At 73.2% G+C, this 18,583-nt stretch carries 16 protein-coding genes; 10 read left to right on the forward strand and 6 right to left on the reverse strand.

Annotation, left to right across the window (positions count from 1 at the left end):
• Positions 1-18: 18 nt before the first annotated feature.
• Positions 19-1,167 carry a sensor histidine kinase gene (locus tag M4486_RS17590; RefSeq protein WP_249478622.1) on the reverse strand — a complete coding sequence of 383 codons (1,149 nt, stop codon included), beginning with the start codon at positions 1,165-1,167 and terminating at the stop codon, positions 19-21.
• Positions 1,161-1,943, reverse strand: a complete 783-nt coding sequence (locus tag M4486_RS17595) for a response regulator transcription factor (RefSeq protein WP_346731754.1) — start codon at positions 1,941-1,943, stop codon at positions 1,161-1,163. Before M4486_RS17595 ends, M4486_RS17590 begins: the two co-directional genes overlap by 7 nt.
• 201 nt (positions 1,944-2,144) lie before the next feature.
• Here M4486_RS17595 and M4486_RS17600 point away from each other — a divergent pair, with 201 nt between their 5' ends.
• The 4 genes from M4486_RS17600 to M4486_RS19890 are packed head-to-tail and all read left to right on the forward strand — an operon-like array spanning position 2,145 to position 5,863.
• Complete coding sequence (locus M4486_RS17600) at positions 2,145-2,660, forward strand: DM13 domain-containing protein (RefSeq protein ID WP_249478623.1); 516 nt, start codon at positions 2,145-2,147, stop codon at positions 2,658-2,660.
• A complete protein-coding gene (locus M4486_RS17605) occupies positions 2,657-3,136 on the forward strand; it encodes a DoxX family membrane protein (protein ID WP_249478624.1) in 480 nt (159 codons plus the stop codon). Before M4486_RS17600 ends, M4486_RS17605 begins: the two co-directional genes overlap by 4 nt.
• Before the next feature lie 10 nt (positions 3,137-3,146).
• Positions 3,147-3,977 carry a DUF5926 family protein gene (locus M4486_RS17610; RefSeq protein WP_249478625.1) on the forward strand — a complete coding sequence of 277 codons (831 nt, stop codon included), beginning with the start codon at positions 3,147-3,149 and terminating at the stop codon, positions 3,975-3,977.
• A complete protein-coding gene (locus tag M4486_RS19890; protein WP_346731755.1) occupies positions 3,974-5,863 on the forward strand; it encodes a glycosyltransferase in 1,890 nt (629 codons plus the stop codon). Before M4486_RS17610 ends, M4486_RS19890 begins: the two co-directional genes overlap by 4 nt.
• Positions 5,864-5,928: 65 nt before the next feature.
• Here the strand turns inward: M4486_RS19890 and M4486_RS17620 are convergent, their stop codons facing one another.
• Positions 5,929-8,031 carry a hypothetical protein gene (locus M4486_RS17620; RefSeq protein ID WP_249478626.1) on the reverse strand — a complete coding sequence of 701 codons (2,103 nt, stop codon included), beginning with the start codon at positions 8,029-8,031 and terminating at the stop codon, positions 5,929-5,931.
• A gap of 1 nt (position 8,032) precedes the next feature.
• Positions 8,033-10,234 (reverse strand): hypothetical protein, encoded by a 2,202-nt coding sequence (locus tag M4486_RS17625; RefSeq protein WP_249478627.1) that lies wholly within the window; start codon positions 10,232-10,234, stop codon positions 8,033-8,035.
• Positions 10,235-10,483: 249 nt separating this feature from the next.
• On the opposite strand from M4486_RS17625, the gene M4486_RS17630 reads away from it, so the two are divergent.
• The 4 genes from M4486_RS17630 (at position 10,484) to pheA (ending at position 13,118) form a co-directional block, all read left to right on the forward strand.
• Positions 10,484-10,783 (forward strand): Dabb family protein, encoded by a 300-nt coding sequence (locus M4486_RS17630; RefSeq protein ID WP_249478628.1) that lies wholly within the window; start codon positions 10,484-10,486, stop codon positions 10,781-10,783.
• A 67-nt stretch (positions 10,784-10,850) separates the two neighbouring features.
• On the forward strand, positions 10,851-11,540 hold the full coding sequence (locus tag M4486_RS17635) for a GNAT family N-acetyltransferase (protein ID WP_249478629.1): 690 nt from the start codon (positions 10,851-10,853) through the stop codon (positions 11,538-11,540).
• A complete protein-coding gene (locus M4486_RS17640; RefSeq protein ID WP_249478630.1) occupies positions 11,537-12,109 on the forward strand; it encodes a GNAT family N-acetyltransferase in 573 nt (190 codons plus the stop codon). The genes M4486_RS17635 and M4486_RS17640 overlap by 4 nt, the downstream gene beginning before the upstream one ends.
• A gap of 49 nt (positions 12,110-12,158) precedes the next feature.
• Complete coding sequence (pheA, locus tag M4486_RS17645) at positions 12,159-13,118, forward strand: prephenate dehydratase (protein WP_249478631.1); 960 nt, start codon at positions 12,159-12,161, stop codon at positions 13,116-13,118.
• Here pheA and M4486_RS17650 read toward each other — a convergent pair.
• Positions 13,102-14,343, reverse strand: coding sequence for a diacylglycerol/lipid kinase family protein (locus M4486_RS17650; RefSeq protein ID WP_249478632.1), 1,242 nt, complete (start codon positions 14,341-14,343; stop codon positions 13,102-13,104). The genes pheA and M4486_RS17650 overlap by 17 nt on opposite strands.
• A 47-nt stretch (positions 14,344-14,390) precedes the next feature.
• Complete coding sequence (locus M4486_RS17655) at positions 14,391-15,920, reverse strand: HNH endonuclease (RefSeq protein ID WP_249478633.1); 1,530 nt, start codon at positions 15,918-15,920, stop codon at positions 14,391-14,393.
• A gap of 389 nt (positions 15,921-16,309) precedes the next feature.
• On the opposite strand from M4486_RS17655, the gene serS reads away from it, so the two are divergent.
• Positions 16,310-17,572, forward strand: a complete 1,263-nt coding sequence (gene serS, locus M4486_RS17660) for a serine--tRNA ligase (protein WP_249478634.1) — start codon at positions 16,310-16,312, stop codon at positions 17,570-17,572.
• Positions 17,573-17,693: 121 nt separating this feature from the next.
• On the forward strand, positions 17,694-18,581 hold the full coding sequence (locus M4486_RS17665; RefSeq protein WP_249478635.1) for an HAD family hydrolase: 888 nt from the start codon (positions 17,694-17,696) through the stop codon (positions 18,579-18,581).
• Positions 18,582-18,583 lie beyond the last annotated feature (2 nt).

Genomic DNA, 18,583 nt, shown 5'->3' on the forward strand with positions numbered 1-18,583 from the left:
CCCGAGCGCAGCTCGAGCTCACCCCGCGGGCAGCACGAGGTCGAGGCGGAAGCCGCCGTCGACCCGCTGCGCCGAGACGTCGCCGCCGTGGGCCTCGGCGATGCCGCGCACGATCGCGAGACCGAGGCCCGCGCCGCCGGATCCGCCGAGGTCGTCGGACTGCGTGCGCGCGGGATCCTCGCGCCAGCCGACCTCGAAGATCCGTCCGATGTGCTCGCTCGCCACGCCCGGCCCCTGGTCCAGGACGCTGAGGACCAGTCGGTCGCGGGGCAGGACATCGGCCGAGACCACGATCTCCCCGCCCTCGGGGGAGTGGCGCACGCCGTTGCTGAGGAGGTTCGCGAGCGCGCGGGTGAGCTCGCGCGGATCCGCCCGCAGCACGCGGCCCTCGATGCCGCGGTGCACGATCCGGATGCCGCGCTGCTGGGCCACGGGCATCACGTCGGCCACGGCGTCGGAGACGAGGTCCAGGAGCTCGACCGTCTCCCGCCGCAGCACGAGGGTGCCGGACTGCAGGCGGGAGAGCTCGAAGAGGTCCTCGACCATCGAGCTGAGGGTGTCCACCCGGCCGCGGATGCCGCGCGCATAGGCGACAGGATCATCGGCGGTGCCCGCCTCGAGCGCCTCGGCCATCGCGCGCAGACCAGTGAGCGGGGTCCGCAGGTCGTGGGAGATCCACGCGATCGACTGCCGACGGTCCGCGTCCAGCGCCTCGATCTCCGCGCGGGCCGAGCTGAGCCGGCGGGACGTCTCCTCGAGCTCGGCGGAGAGGGTCTCGAACTCCCTCCAGCCGGGACCGTCGGCCTCGACGCCGGCCCCGGCCCCGGCGCGGTCCCCGAGCCGCCGCGCCGAGTCCGCGAGAGCCGTGATCGAGGTGCGCACCCGCCGGCCCAGCAGCAGGCGCGCGGCCGCGATCGAGATCAGTCCGGAGACGGCGAGCACCCAGGCCAGCACCGTGAGGTCGTGCGCGGTGAAGTACATCTCCACGAGCACCGCGAGGGTCGTCGCCGCGATCGAGAGCACCGTCGCGACCAGCAGGATCACCGTCTGCGAGACGATGCTGCCGCGCCGGTTCAGATGCAGCGCCCACCAGGCGCCGCCCATCACGACGCCCGTGCACACGATCGTCGTCGCGACGATGAGCAGGTAGTCGATCGCGCTCAGCACGTGGGCCCCGACGATCGCGACGGGGGAGTCGGCCGTGCCGTCTGTGGCGGCTGAGCCCGTCGCGTCGACGCGGCGTCCCCCGTCTCCAGGCGGTACCCGGCGCCCCACTCGGTGCGCAGGAACCGCGGGGTCGTCGGGTCGGGCTCGATCTTCTCGCGCAGGCGGCGCACGTGGACGGTCACCGTCGAGGCGTCGCCCTCGCTCCAGCCCCAGACCTCACGGAGGATCTCGTCCCGCCGCACCACCTGGCCCTCGCGACCCAACAGGAAGAGGAACAGCTCGTACTCGCGCGAGGTCAGCGCGATCTCACGATCGCCGATCCGCAGCCGCCGATGCGCCGGATCCACGCGGAACGCGCCGGCGGTGAACGCGACGGGCGCCGCATCGGGCAGGCGCCGACGCAGCAGGGCCTCGAGCCGCAGCTGCAGCTCGCGCAGGGAGAAGGGCTTGGGCAGGTAGTCGTCGGCCCCGTGCTCGAGCCCCTCGATGCGGTGGTCGACCGTGCCCAGCGCGGTGAGCATGAGGATCGGCACGTCGCTGATCCCGCGCACCCGGCGGCACAGCTCGTCGCCGCTGAGCCGCGGCAGCATCCGATCCAGCACGATCACGTCCGGGAGCCGCGTGCGCATCGCCTCCCACGCCGCATCTCCCGCCGCGAAGGGCTCGACCCGGTGACCGGCCGCCCGCAGATGGTCGCCGACCACCGTGCGCACGGCCGGATCGTCCTCGACGATCATCACCCGTGCGCCCGCGCTCGTCCTCTCGCTGCCGGCCACGCAGCCAGCGTAGGCGCAGGGATCGGCCGCGGACCTTACGGATCCGTCACGCGCCCTTACGGTTCCGTCATCGCGCTCACGGAGCCGTCATCCTCCTTCTCCGCGGCCGACGCGCCGGATCGACTGGTCGTCATCGGGGTCGGCATCGGGCCGACGCCCGGGCCGGGCAGCATCCCGGCCCTCGACACAGGAGGAACTCCCATGCGCATCACCCGCACCCTGCAGCGCGCCGCCCTCGGCGCCGGAGCACTCGCGCTCGCCGCCGGCCTCGCCGCCTGCGGCTCCGGCTCGGGCGGCTCGATGGACGACGGCGCGGCGAAGGACGGCTCGTCGGCGATGGGGACGAGCGACGGAGGCGGCGACGCAGGCATGGCGTCCGACGGCGGAGGGGACATGGGCGGCGACATGGCCATGTCCATGGCGCACGGCAGCTTCGCCGGGGCGAACGGCAAGAGCGTCGCAGGGAAGGTGAGCATCGAGGACGGGAAGCTCATGCTCAGCGGATTCTCCTCGGATGAGGGGCCCGACCTGCACCTCTATCTCGCGAAGGGCGACGACGAGGCCGCCGTCGGCTCGGGGATGGAGCTCGGCGACGTCGCGTACGACTCGGCCGAGCAGACGTTCTCCGTCGAGGGCGTCGATCTCTCGCAGTACGACCACGTGGTCGTCCACTGCGACAAGGCCAAGGCCGTGTTCGGCAGCGCCGCGCTGTCGTGAGCCCTGGGAGCGAGCGGGCGCACTGGAGTGGGCGCGCCGCGTCGGTCGCCGTCGGCGCGGCGCTGGTCGCGCGCCTCGTCCTGGCCGCGCTCTGGCTGGTCGAGGGCGCGGTGAAGGTGCATGCCGGGTTCGGCGCTGCGGACATCGGCCTGGTCGTCGAGGGGGCGCGGTCCGATCCGCGCGTGCCCGAAGTGTTCGGCCTGTTCGCGGAGCACGTGATGGCCCCGCTGTCCGGCGCGTTCGGGATCGGCATCCCCGTTCTCGAACTGGCCCTCGGCGCCGGGCTCGCGCTGGGCTGGGGGAGGCGCCTGCTCGCTCTCGCCTCGAGTGCGACGCTCGCCCTGTACTGGATGTCCGACCAGCTCGTCGTGCAGTATCCCGTGATGATGCTGCTCGGCGCCGTGGTGCTGTGCCTGGCACGGGGCCCGGTACGGGCCCGCGCGCCCCGCTCCTCCGTCGGGCCGACGCATCGGTAGACTGGCGCGCATGTCGACGAGCTCACGAGACGCGCTGGTCCGCCGTCCTTTCGAGGGTCTGCCGCAGGAGCAGGATCTGGTGGCGATGCGCCAGCTGATCCCCGCCGCGACCATCAGCGCGCGGACCACCGCCGAATATGGAAGCGAGGCCGTCACCCTCGCCACGATCCTGCCGATGAACTGGCCCGCGATCCGCCGCTCCGACGGCTCGGTCGTCGTGGGCCTGCAGGCGAGCGTCCCCGGCGGGGACCTCTCGCGCGCCTTCGGCCAGGCGATCGTGCAGGCCCTCGCGCTCGAGCCCGGATCGCCGGTCCCCACGGTCGCCCTCGAGGACGACTCCCCGCGCCTCCAGGACGTGCTGGACCTCGACGGCGACTTCGCGATCGAGGTCCACGACTCCTTCGAGTTCTGGGTCGACCCCGAGGCCGATCGCACCGCCGAGGTCGAGGCCTCCCTGCGGGAGGCGAACGAGAAGATCATGCCGACCCGTCCCGTCGCGGGCCTCGAGCACGCCTACTGGGTCGACGCCGGCCCCAAGGAGCACCTGCGCTGGGTCCTCGATGCCGACGAGGACCGCGTCGTCGACGCCGTGGCCCGCCTGCACGCGCGCCGTGAGTCCGGCATCGACGAGGGCACGAAGTACGTCGGCTCCTTCCGCGCCGAGGGCCTCACCATCCCCGTCTGGGACCTGCCCTCCGGCTTCGGGGCCGAGGGCGTCGAGGCCCGGGCGGAGGCGTTCAGCGCCCGCTTCCTCGAGGCGCTCGAGACCACTGCACCGCTCACCGTCGCGGAGCGGCGCGCCCGGGGCGGCATCGTCGCGCGCCAGGTGACCCTGCGATGAGCGCGGCGGGGCCGCTCGCGGCGGACCGTCCCACGGCGGTCGCCGTGGTGATCCCCGCCAAGGACGAGGCCGACCGCATCGAGGCGACGATCCGCGCCGCCCAGCGCATCGACCGCGTGGACACCGTGGTGGTCGTCGACGACGGCTCGAGCGATGCGACCGCAGCGGTCGCCACCGGCGCTGGCGCGCTCGTGGTCCGCCACCGCACCAACCGCGGGAAGGCCGCCGCGATGGCGACCGGCGCGCGCGTCATCGCCATGCGCGAGGACACCGAGGCGGCCGACGGCGGCGTGGACTTCCGCGAGGAGCTCCACGCCGAGCCGCGCATGCCCGGCCACACGGGCCCGCTGCCCGTGATCTCCCCGTCGGACCTCATGTCCCGCGCGCTGCTGTTCCTCGACGGCGACATGGAGGACAGCGCCGAGAACGCCGCCCCGCTCGTGGACGCCGTCCTCGACGACGGCGTCGACATGGCGATCGCCCTGCTGCCCCCGCAGAACGGCGCCGCCGGTTTCGGGATCGTGGTGCGCACCGCCCGCAACGGCATCCGCCGCATCACCGGCTGGGAGCCGCAGCAGCCGCTCTCGGGCACGCGCTGCATCACCCGCGAGACCTGGGAGGCGTGCCAGCCGCTCGCCCCCGGGTGGGGTGTGGAGACGTCGTTGACGATCGACGCGCTGACCGGCGGGTTCTGGGTGAAGGAGGTGCCCTGCGAGCTGCGCCATCGCGCCACCGGCAAGGACCTCTCCGGACAGCTGCACCGCGCCGCCCAGCTGCGCGATGTCACACGCGCGCTGCTGCGCCGCCGCACCGTGCACCCGCCGGAGGTCGCGGACGAGATGGCGGTCGACGCCGAGGATCCTGTCGTCGTCGCCGACGAGTCGCCCGTCGCGGAGGAGCCGATGCTCGCGGAGGACTCGGTGGTCGCGGACGAATCGGCTCCGGCGCCGGTGGCACTCGAGGAGACCGACGCGGACACCGAGGACGCAGCGCACGACGATGCGAGGGACAGTGTCGTCGAGGACGTCGAGGACGTCGAGGACGTCGAGGACGTCGAGGCGGAGCGGGCCGACGAGGCCGACCGGACGGACGCCGCGGAGCAGGCCGACGAGGTCGCACCGTTCGCCGCGTCTGAGCCGTCTGAGCCGTCTGAGCCGTCCGAGCCGGCCGAGGAGGTCGAGCCGGTGGACGAGGCCCCACCGTCAGAGACGACGGAGCTGATCGACGACACCGATCCTGCCGCCGCGAGCGATCGTGAGGCAGCGGCGGAGCCCACGCTTCCGCGTCCCGCACCCACGAACTATCCGGATGACGTCGACGCCTGGGGAATGGCGTCGTCCGCGGGAGCAGACGTGGACGAGAATTCTTCGGAGCCGGAGCCGGAGCCGGAGCCGGAGCCGGAGCCGGAGCCGGAGCCGGAGCCGGAGCCGACGAGCGCGACCGTCCCCGAATCCCCGTCGGCCCCCGACTCCGCGGACGAGTCGTCCGGCGACGCCCCGTCGGCCCGCACTCTCGCGGACCTGCCCGCCTCGGGGCCCTTCGACGCCGAGGACGCGCGCGAGCTCGAGCAGGTCGACATCGCGGCCCTCGACGCGGACCTGCGGGCGTTGCCCGTGGACGGGCCGTTCGAGCCCGAGGACGTCGTGCTGCTCGCCGGCTCCGATCTCCATGAACTGGGACGACGCATGCACGAGGCCCCCGTGGACGGACCCTTCGCTCCCGAGCACGCGGTGATCATGGCCGCGCATCTCCAGCGCAGTGTGCCGCGCGTGCCCGAGCGCATCGAGCTGCCGATGGACGCCGGCGAGTACACCTCGCTCGTGGTCCAGTCGGCCGTCGAGGAGGCGGACGCCGAGGGGCAGCGGGATCGCGGTCACCAGGACTGAGGCCCACCCGAGGCGCGGGCTCAGGTCAGCAGGGTCAGCCGGAGCCGCTCACGCTGCGCGGCGCCTCACCTGCTCGGCGCTCCACCCGTTCGCTGCTCCACCCTGCCGCCCGGCGCATCTTCCCGGGCAGGCAGCACGGCCGCGAGAGCGAGGACGCTGAGGCCCAGCACGGCGGCGATCAGCACGGGGCCCGTGTCGTTGACCGCGTAGCCCAGCCATCCGCCCGCGACCAGCGCGATCCGCACCGTGCGGCCGCTCGGATGCTCCTGGTCCAGCTGCTCGAGCGCCCGCCAGTGCAGGCGACGCGGCATGAGGATCGCGACCGAGCCGAGCAGCGCCGCGAGCACCACGAGCGCGAGCCCCGGGAAGTCCACGAGCATCTGCAGGTTCTGGCCCAGCTTGCGCAGCACCACGGTCCCGAGCCCGCCCGACAGCACGTCGTCGATGAATCGACCCAGGTGGGAGCGCGATGCGGGCGGACGCAGCCAGTCGAGCACCGACACCCCGACCACGGCGACCACACCCGCCGCATACAGCCCCAGCACGTGCCACCAGCGCAGCGGGATCCCGGAGACGAGCAGGGCGAGCAGCCCGAACGTCGGCACGCACACGAGCATCGAGCCGAAATCGGCGCCCATCGACGGGGCGACGCAGGCCGCCGAGACCACGACGCCCGTCGTCACCGTCGCGATCACCCGGGCGCGCGGGGCGCGCACGCGCGTGAACAGACAGCCCAGGGCGGCGAGCGTGCCCGCGAGCACCATGCCGAACAGGTGGTTCGAGAGTCCGTAGAAGCGCGCCCCGGAGATGGCGTTCGCGCCCAGAGGCGACCCCGTCTGCCACGGCGAGCCGAGCGCCGACTCCAGCAGGATGAGCCCTGCGACCAGCGAGAACGAGACCCCTGGAGGGCCGAAGCGCGATCGCCGCCAGGGCCCGGCGAGGACCACGGCGGCCAGCACCGCCGACCCGGCCCACACCACGCCCGTCAGCGCCAGAGCCGGATGCTCGGCCCGCCACCACGGCACGAGCGTGGACATGAGCGCGACCGGGAAGCACAGCGGGGCGATCGCGAGCAGCGAGCGGGCCAGATGCCGCACGCGATCACGGCGGCGCAGCGGGCCGATCAGCAGGAGGACGAGCCCGGCGGCCCCGAACGACAGCCAGGAGAGGAACGCGGGCGGCGACGCGCCGTCCACGAGCCGAGCGGCGAGCGAACGGTCCAGGGCGAGCTGCTGGGGGCCGACGCGGGTGTCCGCCCCCTCGAAGGACTGCCCGGGCAGGGTGAGCGTGGGCTCGACGCCGTGGCTCTCGAGCACGGTGGGCAGCACGTCGGTCAGCACGACGAGCCCGTTCTGATGCGTCGATCCGCTGGACAGCGCCTCGCCGGGGCGGCCGGTGTCCATCGCGACCTGCAGACCGGCGGTGCGCGAGGCGATCGACCCCTGGGTCTCGACGGCGGCGGGATCGACCGGGTCGGTCGCCGCGACGGAGACCAGGAGCGTGCGGGGAAGATCCGCGGAGCCGGCCGCGCAGCCGCCCGCGGCGTCGAGCACCTCCCCGGCGCGCTCGTCCAGCGCGGCGAGATCCGAGGAGGTGGCCGAGCCGAGATCGACGAGGAGGACCCCGGAGCCGTCGTCTCCTGCGCCATCGCCGTCGAGCGCCGCGCTGATGCGGCCGACGGGGACGTCCTCGCTCGCGTCGATCTCGGTGGTGCCACCGGGGATGCGGGCGAGCTGGTCGACGGGCGGATTCGGGACACCGGCGCTCGCCGGAGCCATCGCGGCGAGCCCGCGGAAGCCGGTGCGCAGCGTCTCCTCGCCCTGCCGCTTCGTGGAGACCACGGTGGTCGAGGTCGTGTTCATGGCTCCCACACCAGCGTTCCCGGCGAGGCACTGCAGGTGCGGCGTCTTCTCCTCGGACACGTCCTCCCAGGTCAGCCCCGAGGTCACGAGGGCCATGCGGACCGGTGCGGTCGACGCCCCTGCGTCGGCTCCGTCGTCCGCCCGTGCAGATCCGATCGGTCCCAGGAGGGTGGCCGCCGTCGCCAGGAGCGCGCACAGCGCGGCGAGGACGATCGGACGGGGGAGGGCGCGTCGCGCGGTTCTCGAGGGCGTCCGTGCGCTCGCGCGGAGGGTCGCGCGTGGAAGGGGCCGACGGGGGAAGAGCACGTCAGCGATGGTATGCGGCCGTCCCGGGAGGAGCCTCACCGTCGGTCGCGCCGACCTGTCCGCGTGCGTCGGCGTCGCTGCGCGCGCCGTCTCCGCGCGTCTCGCCGCGCGCGCCGACCGCAGGATCCGGGAGCATCGCCGCGATCAGCGGCAGTGAGACCGCGAGCGCGGCGAGCAGCAGCATCGCCCCGGTGTCGTTCGTCGCGTAGCCGATCCAGGCGCCGACGCCGAGCGCGATGCGCACGGGCCGGGCGGCGGGGTGCCGGGCGTCGAAGGCCGCGAGGCGCCGCATGCGCGTGCGGGAGGGGACGAGCGAGCACAGCCAGAGCACGGCGGCCACCAGCAGCACACCCAGCAGCGGCCAGAACGTGGTGACCTGGTCGATGTTCTGCTGCGCCTTGCTGGCGACCACGTCGAGTAGCTCGCCGGAGAGCACCTGGTCCACGAACCGTCCCAGATGCGTGCGCTGCGCGGGCGGGCGCAGCCAGTCGAGCACCGAGACGCCTCCGACGGCCACCACCGCCGCCCCGCCGACCGCGAGCAGATGCCACCAGCGCACCCGGATCCCGCTCAGCATGAGCGCGAGCAGTCCGAGCGCGGGCACCAGCACGAGCACGCCGCCGAAGTCGGCGCCCATCGTCGGCGCCGCGCTGACGCCCATCACCACGATCCCGATCCCGATCACCGCGAGCACGCGCGAGCGCGGACGCGTGAGCCGGGCGCACACGGCGAGAAGCGCGATCATCGTGCCCGCCAGCACCATTCCCGAGAGATGGTTGGAGATCCCGTAGAAGCGTCCGCCGCGGATCGCCTGCGCCCCGAGCGGGGAGCCGAGCTGCAGCTGGGAGCCGGTCGCGGACTCCGCGAGGATGGCCAGGGCGAGCAGCGCCCCCGCGGCCCCTGCGGGTCCGTACCGGACACGGCGCCAGGGACCGAGCAGGGCGATCGCCGACAGCACGAGGGCGAATCCCCACACCACGGCGGTGAGTGCGAGCGCGGGGTGCGCGGCCCTCCACCAGGGCACGGCTCCTGCGAGCAGTCCTGCCGCCGGCCCGAGGGGAAGGCACACCGCCGCGGCGCGCCCGAGGGCGGACAGCCGACGGCGCCCCGCGAGGCGGGGGATCAGCAGCACCAGCAGACCGAGTGCAGGCAGGACCAGCCAGGACCCCAGCGCCCACCACGTCGCGCCGTCGACCAGCACGTTCGCGGCGGAGCGGTCGGTGGCGAGGCGGACGCCGGCGGTGTCGCGGACGACGGCATCGGATCCGTCGGTGCCCGACGCGTCGGTGCTCGACCCGTCGGCCCCCGACTCGTCGCCGGCAGACCCGTCGGCGCTCGCCGGCGTGCCCTCGAAGACCTGCCCGGGGAGCGCATCGGGGGCGCTCTCCCCGTGGCTCGCGAGGATCGTCGGCACCACGTCGGTGAGCAGCACGACCCCCTCCTGATGGGTGGATCCGCTGGTCAGGGAGCCGCTCGCGAAACCGGAGTCCATCACCACCTGCAGCCTGTCAGGTCCGGGCGCGGGGGAGCGGCCCTCCTCGACGGCTGCGGAGTCCTCGGGATCGTAGGGGGCGACGGAGACCAGCAGCACCCGCCCCATCGATGCGCTGTCGCAGCCGCCGACGGCATCGAGTTGCTTCCCGACCTCCTCGTCGAGCGCGGCGAGGGCGCGGCCGCGCGCCGAGCCGGGGTCGACGGGGTCCTCGTCCGCGCCGCGCGCGGGCAGCGAGTCCAGGGAGACGACCTCGGGGGCGTCGGGCAGCGCGGAGACCAGGTCCTCTGCGGGCTGTGGTGAGCGGGAGGTGCGGTGGGACTGGGATGCGAGGCCCAGATAACCGCTGGTCAGCGTCTCCATGCCCTGGCGGCGCGTGGGTGTCAGCGGCGTCATCGAGCCGACGCTCATCGCGGCGGTCCCCGAGCGCTCGGCGAGGCACATGAGGTGCGGGGTCGCCTCGGAGACGTCCTCCCAGTTGAGCCCCGCGGTCGCGAGGACGAGCTCGACGGGCTGCTCCGAGGGGCCCTGCGCGGCGGGTGCTGCGGTGGCGTCCGCTCGGGCCGACGCGGGGGCGAGCGCAGGAAGCAGCACGGAGACGAACAGGGCGAGCGCGAGGGCGAGCGCGAACGGGCGGGTGGCGCGGTCGAGGCATCGGGGCGCGCGTGCCGGGGCCGAGCTCGGGCGGATGGCCGACGGAGGGAAGGTCACCGGATGATCGTAGAAGGCGACGCGGGGCGGCCGCTCACACTGCTGCTCCGGGCGAGGCGGCGCGCGGCGAGTCCGCGAGGCGCCGCGTGAGACCGCGCGGTGGCAGCGGCAGGCAGGCCGGTAGATTGCCCAGGATCACCGGCGATCCGTGCCCGACGTGCGCTTCGCCCATCTCCGCTTCGCCCATCTCCGCTTCGCCCATCTCCGCTTCGCCGACCTCCGCTTCGGCCCACCTCCGAGGAGCCCCGCATGATCCTCCACACCGTCTGCTTCACCCTCGCGCACGAGCCCGGCTCCGGCGAGGAGCAGGCCTTCCTCGACGACGCGCGACGCATCCTCCCCGCGGTCCCCGGCGTCGAGGAGTTCACCGCGTCACGGCAGGTCGGGGAGCAGAGCGACTTCCGCTTCCAGTTCGCCATGCGCTTCGCCGACCGGGACGCGTACGCCGCCTACGACGCCCACCCTGACCACCAGGGCTTCGTCGCACGCCGGTGGAAGACCGAGGTCGCCGCGTTCCAGGAGTTCGACTTCGTCCCCCTCGAGGGATGACCACGCTCTGATGGTGGGTCCGGTGGGTCCGGTGGGTCCGGTGGGGCCGGAGGGTCCTGAGGGTCCGGTGGGACGGGTGGATGCGGGTCGGCGCGACGGGTCCGTGCGCCTCGAGCGCCTCGGGAGGTCGCATGCCGGCGCCATCCTCGCCGGTCAGGACCGCGCTCTCGCCCAAGAGGTCTTCGGCTGCCGCTGGGAGCCCGGAGAGCTCGCGGAGTTCCTCGAGCGTGCGGAGCGGTGGAGCGCGGACGGGCCCCTGCGCGAGTTCGCCGCGCGCCAGGTCGCCGACGGCAGCGCCGACTCCGACACGGACACCGCCAAGGACGCGGGCACGGACGCGGGCACCGGCGCAGGCGCCCCCAGTGCCCGCGGCGAGATCGTCGGCGGGGGAGGGTTGCACCTGCTCGGCCCCGGCCTCGAGCGCGGGCAGGCGGACATGAGCTATTGGGTGCTCGCTCCGCATCGACGGCACGGGTGGGGCGCCGCGATCGTTCGCGCGCTGCGGGAGGCCGCGGAGTCCGATGCGCGCATCTGCACGCTCGTCCTGCGCATCGCGCCGGAGAACGCGGCGTCCCAGCACGTCGCGAGGGGAGCGGGCGCACGGCCGACGGGCCGGAGCGAGCGCCACCCCGGCGACCCGGGTCGCAGCGTCGAACGCTGGGAACTCGATCTCGGTCTCGAGCGCGATCTCGACCTCGAGCACGGCGGCCGCGACGACCAAGACGGCCGCGACGGCCCCATTACGCTGGCCCGATGATCCGGCTGACCGCCCCCGACCCCGCCCGCTTCGAGTCCTGGGCGGCGTGCCTGCGGGACTTCGAGGACGGGCCGATCGACGGCTCGGGCTATGTCACGGACTCGACCCCCGAACCCGCGCCCGAGGAGTTCGCGCGCTACATCGAGCAGCGCCTCGCCGAAGGAAACACGTCGACCCCTCCAGCGCCCGAGCGGGTGCACTGCTCGTACCGGTGGATCGTCGACGAGACCTGGGCGGATGGCGGGCCACTGCTCGGATTCCTCGCCCTGCGCCACCACCTCAACCGGTTCCTGCTCACCCAGGGCGGGCACATCGGCTACTCGGTGCGGCCCTCCGCCCGCCGTCGAGGCGTCGCGGGCGCAGCGCTCGCCGTCGGCCTCTCGGAGGCCGCGGGCCTGGGCATCGATCCCGTGCTCGTCTGCTGCGCCGAGACCAACGAAGCCTCGCGACGCACGATCGAGCGCAACGGCGGGCAGTACGAGAGCTCGATCGGCGAGCACAGGCGGTACTGGTTCGGGCCGGGCCCCTGGCCGCAGGAGCCGGATGCGCAGGGAGCACCCGGCCGCTGAGCCCTGGACCGCGCCCACGCCGCACGCCCTCCGCGGATACCCTGCAGCCATGCGGTACGGATTCCTCGGCCCCGAGACCACCTTCACCCACCAGGCGCTCCTGCAGGCCCTCGCGGAGGCGCCCGAAGACCTGCGCGCCGGGGCCGAGCTGATCCCCTTCACGTCGGTCGCGACCGCGACCGCGGCGCTCGTCGGCGGTGACATCGACGCGATCACGGCGCCGATCGAGAACTCGGTCGAGGGCGGGGTGTCCGGCACGCTCGACGTCCTCGCCTCGCACGACCGCATCACGATCGTCGCCGAGCAGATCGTCCCGATCACCTTCGTGCTCGCCGCCAAGCGGCAGATGGACCTGTCCGAGGTGCGCGCCGTCGCCTCCCACACCCACGCGCAGGCGCAGGTCCAGGGGTGGATCCGCGAGAACCTGCCGGGCGCCGCGATCGAGCCGGCCTCCTCGACCGCCGCGGCGGCGCGGGCCATCGCCGAGTCGAGCGAGGAGGAGGCCGAAGGTCTCGCCGCGATCTGCTCACCGCTGGCCGCGGAGCACTTCGGGCTCCAGGTCCTCGCGCGCGGCATCGAGGACACGAAGGGCGCTCAGACCCGCTTCGTCATCGTCACCCGCAACAGCCGGATCCCCGCGCGCACCGGGGCGGACAAGACCACGCTCGTCGTCCACCTCCCGCACAACCGCTCGGGCGCGCTGCTGGAGATGCTCGAGCAGTTCAGCGCCAACGGCGTGAACCTCTCCCGCATCGAGTCCCGCCCCATCGGCGACGCCCTGGGCCGTTACTCCTTCTCCATCGACGCCGAGGGCCATCTCGAGGACCGGCGCGTCGCCAGCGCACTGCGCGGTCTGCACCGCATGTGCCCGCAGGTCATCTACCTGGGGTCCTACCCGCGCGCGGACCGGCAGCGCTCGACGGTCGATGTCGCCACGGCCGACGACTCCTACGACGACGCGAGCCGCTGGGTGGGCGAGCTGAGCAGGATGATCACGCCCGTCCCGTGACGGATGTGTCCGACGGCGCCGGCTCGGAGTCCTTGGGGTCCATCGGGTCCTCCCCGCCGTCGATCTGATCCGATTCCGTGACGTGCGGGCCGACCTGCTGCCTGTCGGTCTCGACCGCGCGGTCCGCGACGCTGGCGGGCGTGCGCATGATCAGCGCGCCGGGATCGACCTCGGCGAGCAGGTGGGTCGCCTTCCCCTCCGTGTCGCCGTCGAGCTGGACGGGCTGCGGCTTGGTGGTCACCACGCTCACGCTCGTGGTGAGCGCCTGCTCCATCGTGGAGAGCTGGGGTTTGGGGTGCAGCGCGGGCTGGACGAGACGGGCGATGATCTGGCTGAGTCCCGCGGCGCCGCGCCAGGAGAGCACGAGCACGTCGAGGCGATGATTGTCCACCGTCGCGTCGGGCATCAGCACGATGCCGCCGGGCAGACGCCCCACGTTGCCGATCAGCACGGTGCGGGCATCGACGTCGACGCTGTGGCCGGAGGGGGTCGTGATCCGCGCGGAGAACGCGCGGCCCGCGATCTTGTCGAGGCCCGCGACCACGTAGGCGGGCCAGCCGATGCGTCGCTTCATCTTCGGGTTCGTGGCGCCGATGACCTCGGCGTCCGCGCCCACACCGGCGATCACGAGGAACGCCCGCTTCTGAGCCGTCGAGATCTCCGAGGAGGAGCCGCCGGTGCGCATCCAGCCCATGTCGACCATGCTGTCGGCTCCCAGCAGGGCGACCCGCAGCGCCTTCTCGAGGTCGTCGAGCGGGAGGTCGAGATTGCGGGCGAGCAGGTTGCCGGTGCCCACGGGCAGGATCGCCATCCGCACACCGGAATGGGCGAGTGCCGAGGCGACCTCGCGCACCGTGCCGTCGCCGCCCGCCGCGATCACCAGGTCGGCGCCGTCCGTGAGGGCCTGTTCGGCCTGGCCACGGCCGGGGTCCTCGCGCGTGGTGTCGTGGAAGTGCAGCTCGATGCCGAGCAGCCGCTCGGCGATCGTGCGCAGTCGCTCGCGGAACTGCTCGGGATCGTCGTGCTTGGACGGATTCATCACCACGGCCACGTGGGTGAACGACGGGCCCTCGTTCGCCAGCACTGCTCGGTCCGCGCGGGCGCGGGCGAGATCATCGACCTGGCGGCGCTGCGCGCGCACGTGCACGAGCACCACGGCGAGCAGCACGACGACGATCACGCTGAGGACGATCGAGACGATCGCGAGGGTGGTGCTCAGATCCATGGGCCGAGACTACCTGGGCCGATGGTGCGATGAGCGACGGGCAGCACTCAGCCGCCGGGCCCCGGAGGGCTGGCGAGCCGGTCCTTCTCTGAGCGGTGCTCGCCTGAGTGGTCATGCTCTGAGTGGTCCTCGTCCTGCGAGCCCACGTCCAGGTCAGGTCGCGGCCACCGCAGCGGGGGAGGAGCGCCGCTGAAAGTGCGGCCGGTGGGAGTCGTGAGACGGAGGGTGCGATCCGGAGGGGGCTCGGGCCCCTCGGACTCATCGGGTGGCCCCGACCCGTCGTGCCCGTCGGTGGCGCCCGTCCCGATCTGCTCGATCCAGCCCTGGGTCTCCATGAGGTAGTTGCACGATTCGCACAGGCCTGCGCCGTTGTCGATGCGGGTGGCGCCGCCGTCGGCGTAGCTCTCGACGTGGTCGATGTGGCGGATGCGCGCCTCGCACCAGGGGGTGCGGCACCGCTGGTCGGCGATCTCGATGAAGCGGCGGTCGGGGCCGGAGAAGCGGCGGCGCGTCTCGTCGGCCGCGGTGAGGCGTCCGCTGATCGGGTCGGTGAGCAGGCGGCGCACGAAGCGCTGCGCGGTGGTGTCGTCCTCCGGGTCGCCGTGGAGCGCGAAGCGGCGGGCGATGCCGGCGGGCACGGGGTGACCGTCGATCCAGGCCACGTCGTCGGCCTCGTCCAGCAGCGCCTTGTCGGTCATCATCAACTGGATCTCGACGCTCGTGCTCTCCGGCTCCTCCTGGCCGGTGACGCGGGCGACCAGGGCGTCGGCCATGTGCTGGCCGCGGGTGCCCTCGATGCCCTGGGAGCGGGCGGTCGAGGCGGCCTGGTCCAGCGCTTTGTACATGGCGACGCCCTGGGCGAGGGGCAGCAGGGCGCTCAGCCGCACGGTGGAGCCGGAGGCGGGTCGGAGCGAGACGTGCCGCTCGGAGACCTCGCGCTCATGGCGGGCGAGGGCTGCGGCCTGGTCGAGCTCGTCGGCGCGCGCCCGCGCCAGCACGCCGGCACGGGTGGGGGAGACCTCGGGCAGCTGGGCGGAGATGTCGCGGTCCACGCGGGAGCGGTCCTCGTCGTCGAGGCAGATGACGCCCTTGGCGACCTCATCGGCCGCCCAGGTGCAGATCTCGCCGCGCGCGAGGAGATCCAGGGTCCTCGGCATCGACTCGACGACCACCCGTTCGAGAGCCAGATGGTTCCGGGTGCGGGCGGGCGAGGCGCGGCGGACGAGCGCGATCTCTTCCGCGACGCCCTTGCCGAGGTCCTTGCGGGGCACGCCGTCGGCCCGCTGCTGGGCGATGCGCCTGGCGCGGAAGGCGACCGATGCGCTCATCTGGGTCGCACCCGCCAGGGCGAGGATCCGCTCGCTGATCTCGATCGACGCGAGCAGGGAATCGATGCCGATCGGCGTCGCGGAGTCAGATGCGCCCGAGTCGTCATCCGGCGCGGGACTCAGGAGGGAGAACGCCCGCGCGAGCGTGGCATGGGCCTGGGCGAGGAGCTGCGCCGGATCCTCCGATCGCACCAGCCCCAGCGAGGGCCCAGCGGTCTCCGCACCGCGCGTCGCCGTCGACGTCATCATCCACACCTCCCCTCCAGGTCCTGTTCCAGATCGGTCCCTCGTGCTCGCCGCTCCGCGCGGTGGACACGCATAAATCCCACTTCACCTGCGGCGATACACCTGAGACCTCGAGCCTACGGACCCTCCACGCCCATGGGAACAGCGCCGCGGAGAATGTGGATAACTCGGAGAAAACGGGCGCAGTGCGGCGAGACGAGCCTCTGACCTGCCGTCCGCCAGTCCTCCACAATCGGCCACAGGATCGAACGCGTGCGCGGGATCCGCCGCGGGCCGTCGCTGCGAATCCGCCCCTCACCTCGCCCCTCGCCCCGCCGCGCCGACCTGTTCCCCGCATCCCATCCCGTCCTCGGCGCACGGCAGCGCCGCCGAGCCCCGGTACCCTGGAGCGCATGATCGATCTGCGGCTCCTGCGCGAGAACCCCGACCTGGTCCGTGACGCACAGAAGGCCCGTCGGCGCGACCCCTCCACCGTCGATGCCGTGCTCGCGGCCGATTCGCGCTGGCGCGAGGCGACCACGTCCTTCGAGAACGCGCGCGCCGAGCAGAAGGCCTTCGGCAAGCAGGTCGCCAAGGCCCAGGGCGAGGAGAAGCAGCAGCTCCTCGCGCAGGTCAAGGACCTGGCAGCTCGCGTGAAGGACCTCGAGGCCGAGGCCCACACCGCGGCCGACGAGCGCGAGGCCGCACTCCGGGTCATCCCGAACATCTCCGAGGGCGCCCCCGAGGGCCTCGAGGAGGACTTCGTGGTCCGAGAGGTCGTGGGCGAGAACCCGACCTTCGACTTCCCCGTGAAGGATCACCTCGAGATCGCCGAGGGCCTGCGCGCGCTCGACATGGCGCGCGGGGCGAAGGTCTCCGGCGCCCGCTTCTACTTCCTGCGCGGCATCGGCGCGCAGCTCGAGCTCGCCATCCTCAACGCGGCGATCGACCAGGCCACGAAGGCCGGGTTCACCCCGATGATCACCCCCACCCTGGTGCTCCCGGAGTCGATGGACGGCACCGGCTACCTCGGCGAGCACGCCGACGAGGTCTACCACCTCGACAAGGACGACGACCTCTACCTCGTGGGCACGAGCGAGGTCGCGCTCGCGAGCTACCACCGCGACGAGATCCTCGACCTCTCCGACGGGCCGCTGCGCTACGCCGGCTGGTCGACCTGCTACCGCCGCGAGGCCGGCAGCTACGGCAAGGACACCCGCGGCATCATCCGCGTCCACCAGTTCCAGAAGGTCGAGATGTTCTCGTTCTGCCGGATCGAGGACTCCTACGCCGAGCACGAGCGCCTGCTGGACTGGGAGCGGGAGATGATGGCGAAGATCGACGTGCCCTACCGCATCATCGACACCGCCGCCGGCGACCTCGGCACGAGCGCGGCCCGCAAGTTCGACTGCGAGGCCTGGGTGCCCAGCCAGGACACCTACCGCGAGCTCACCTCGACCTCGAACACGACCCAGTTCCAGGCGCGCCGGCTGAACATCCGCGAGCGCACCGAGGACGGGCTGCGGCCCGTCGCGACCCTCAACGGGACGCTCGGGACCACGCGCTTCATCGTCGCGATCCTCGAGAACCACCAGCAGGCCGACGGGTCCGTGGTGGTGCCGGAGGGCCTGCGCCCGTACCTCGGCGGCCGCGAGGTCTTCGAGGTGCAGTCCTGATATGGGGCGCGGACGCTCCCGCACCTCGGGGCTGCTGCCGAGCGCGCTCCGGCGCCTGGGCAGGGGCCTGCGTCGCCTGCCCTTCACCCGTTCGTCAGACGCACCTGACAGGCTCGAGGCCATGACCGTGACGGAGACCGAGAACGACCGCATCGCCCGCGTCGAGCACGTGCGCACCCGGCTGGGCGAGGCGCTCGCGCCCCTGCGGGGCGCCGAGGACGGCAGCGTCCTGTTCGGCCTCGACGTCGACGGGACCCTCGTGGACCACGACGGCGAGATGTCGCCCGGCGTGCACGACGCCCTGGTCGCCGCGGCGTCCGCGCAGCGCGTGGTGATCGCGACCGGGCGCTCGCTCGGCGCGACCCTCCCGATCGCCCGCATGGCCGGCGTCGAGCGCGGGTACGCGGTGTGCTCGAACGGCGCTGTGACCATCGAGCTCGACCCGTCGGCCGACGAGGGATGGCGCGTCCTCGAGACCCGCGCCTTCCAGCCGGAGGAGGCCCTGCGCACCCTGCGCGAGGTCGCGCCGAACGCCCACTACGCGGTCGAGACCGTCGACGGCGCCTTCTACGCGACGCCCGGGTTCCAGGACGCGAGCTTCGGCGTCGAGGCGATCCCCACCGACCTCGACGAGCTGCTGGTCCTCGAGGCGGTGCGCGTGGTCGTCCACGTCCCGGACCTCACCCCGCAGGAGTTCGCGCAGCTCATCGACGAGTCCGGCGTCCACGGTGTGCAGTACGCGATCGGCTGGACGGCGTGGCTCGACATGGCCGCGCCGGGCGTCTCCAAGGCGACCGCGCTGGAGTCCGTGCGCTCGCGCCTGGACATCGGGACCTCGCACACCGTCGCCATCGGCGACGGCTTCAACGACGTCGAGATGCTGCGCTGGGCCGGCGTGGGCATCGCCATGGGCCAGGCGGTCGACGGGGTCAAGGACAGCGCGGACCTCGTCACCCTCGACGTCTGGAACGACGGGGCCGCCGAGGTCCTGCGCACCGTGGTCGACTGAGC

Origin of the sequence: Brachybacterium kimchii, assembly GCF_023373525.1 — a bacterium.
Classification (GTDB): Bacteria; Actinomycetota; Actinomycetes; order Actinomycetales; family Dermabacteraceae; genus Brachybacterium; species Brachybacterium kimchii.

Coding starts and splice junctions, on each gene's coding strand:
- M4486_RS17600 (WP_249478623.1), top strand. CDS start 2,145: ATGCGCATCACCCGCACCCTGCAGCGCGCCGCCCTCGGCGCCGGAGCA.
- M4486_RS17610 (WP_249478625.1), top strand. CDS start 3,147: ATGTCGACGAGCTCACGAGACGCGCTGGTCCGCCGTCCTTTCGAGGGT.
- M4486_RS19890 (WP_346731755.1), top strand. CDS start 3,974: ATGAGCGCGGCGGGGCCGCTCGCGGCGGACCGTCCCACGGCGGTCGCC.
- M4486_RS17630 (WP_249478628.1), top strand. CDS start 10,484: ATGATCCTCCACACCGTCTGCTTCACCCTCGCGCACGAGCCCGGCTCC.
- M4486_RS17640 (WP_249478630.1), top strand. CDS start 11,537: ATGATCCGGCTGACCGCCCCCGACCCCGCCCGCTTCGAGTCCTGGGCG.
- pheA (WP_249478631.1), top strand. CDS start 12,159: ATGCGGTACGGATTCCTCGGCCCCGAGACCACCTTCACCCACCAGGCG.
- M4486_RS17650 (WP_249478632.1), bottom strand. CDS start 14,343: ATGGATCTGAGCACCACCCTCGCGATCGTCTCGATCGTCCTCAGCGTG.
- M4486_RS17655 (WP_249478633.1), bottom strand. CDS start 15,920: ATGATGACGTCGACGGCGACGCGCGGTGCGGAGACCGCTGGGCCCTCG.
- serS (WP_249478634.1), top strand. CDS start 16,310: ATGATCGATCTGCGGCTCCTGCGCGAGAACCCCGACCTGGTCCGTGAC.
- M4486_RS17665 (WP_249478635.1), top strand. CDS start 17,694: ATGACCGTGACGGAGACCGAGAACGACCGCATCGCCCGCGTCGAGCAC.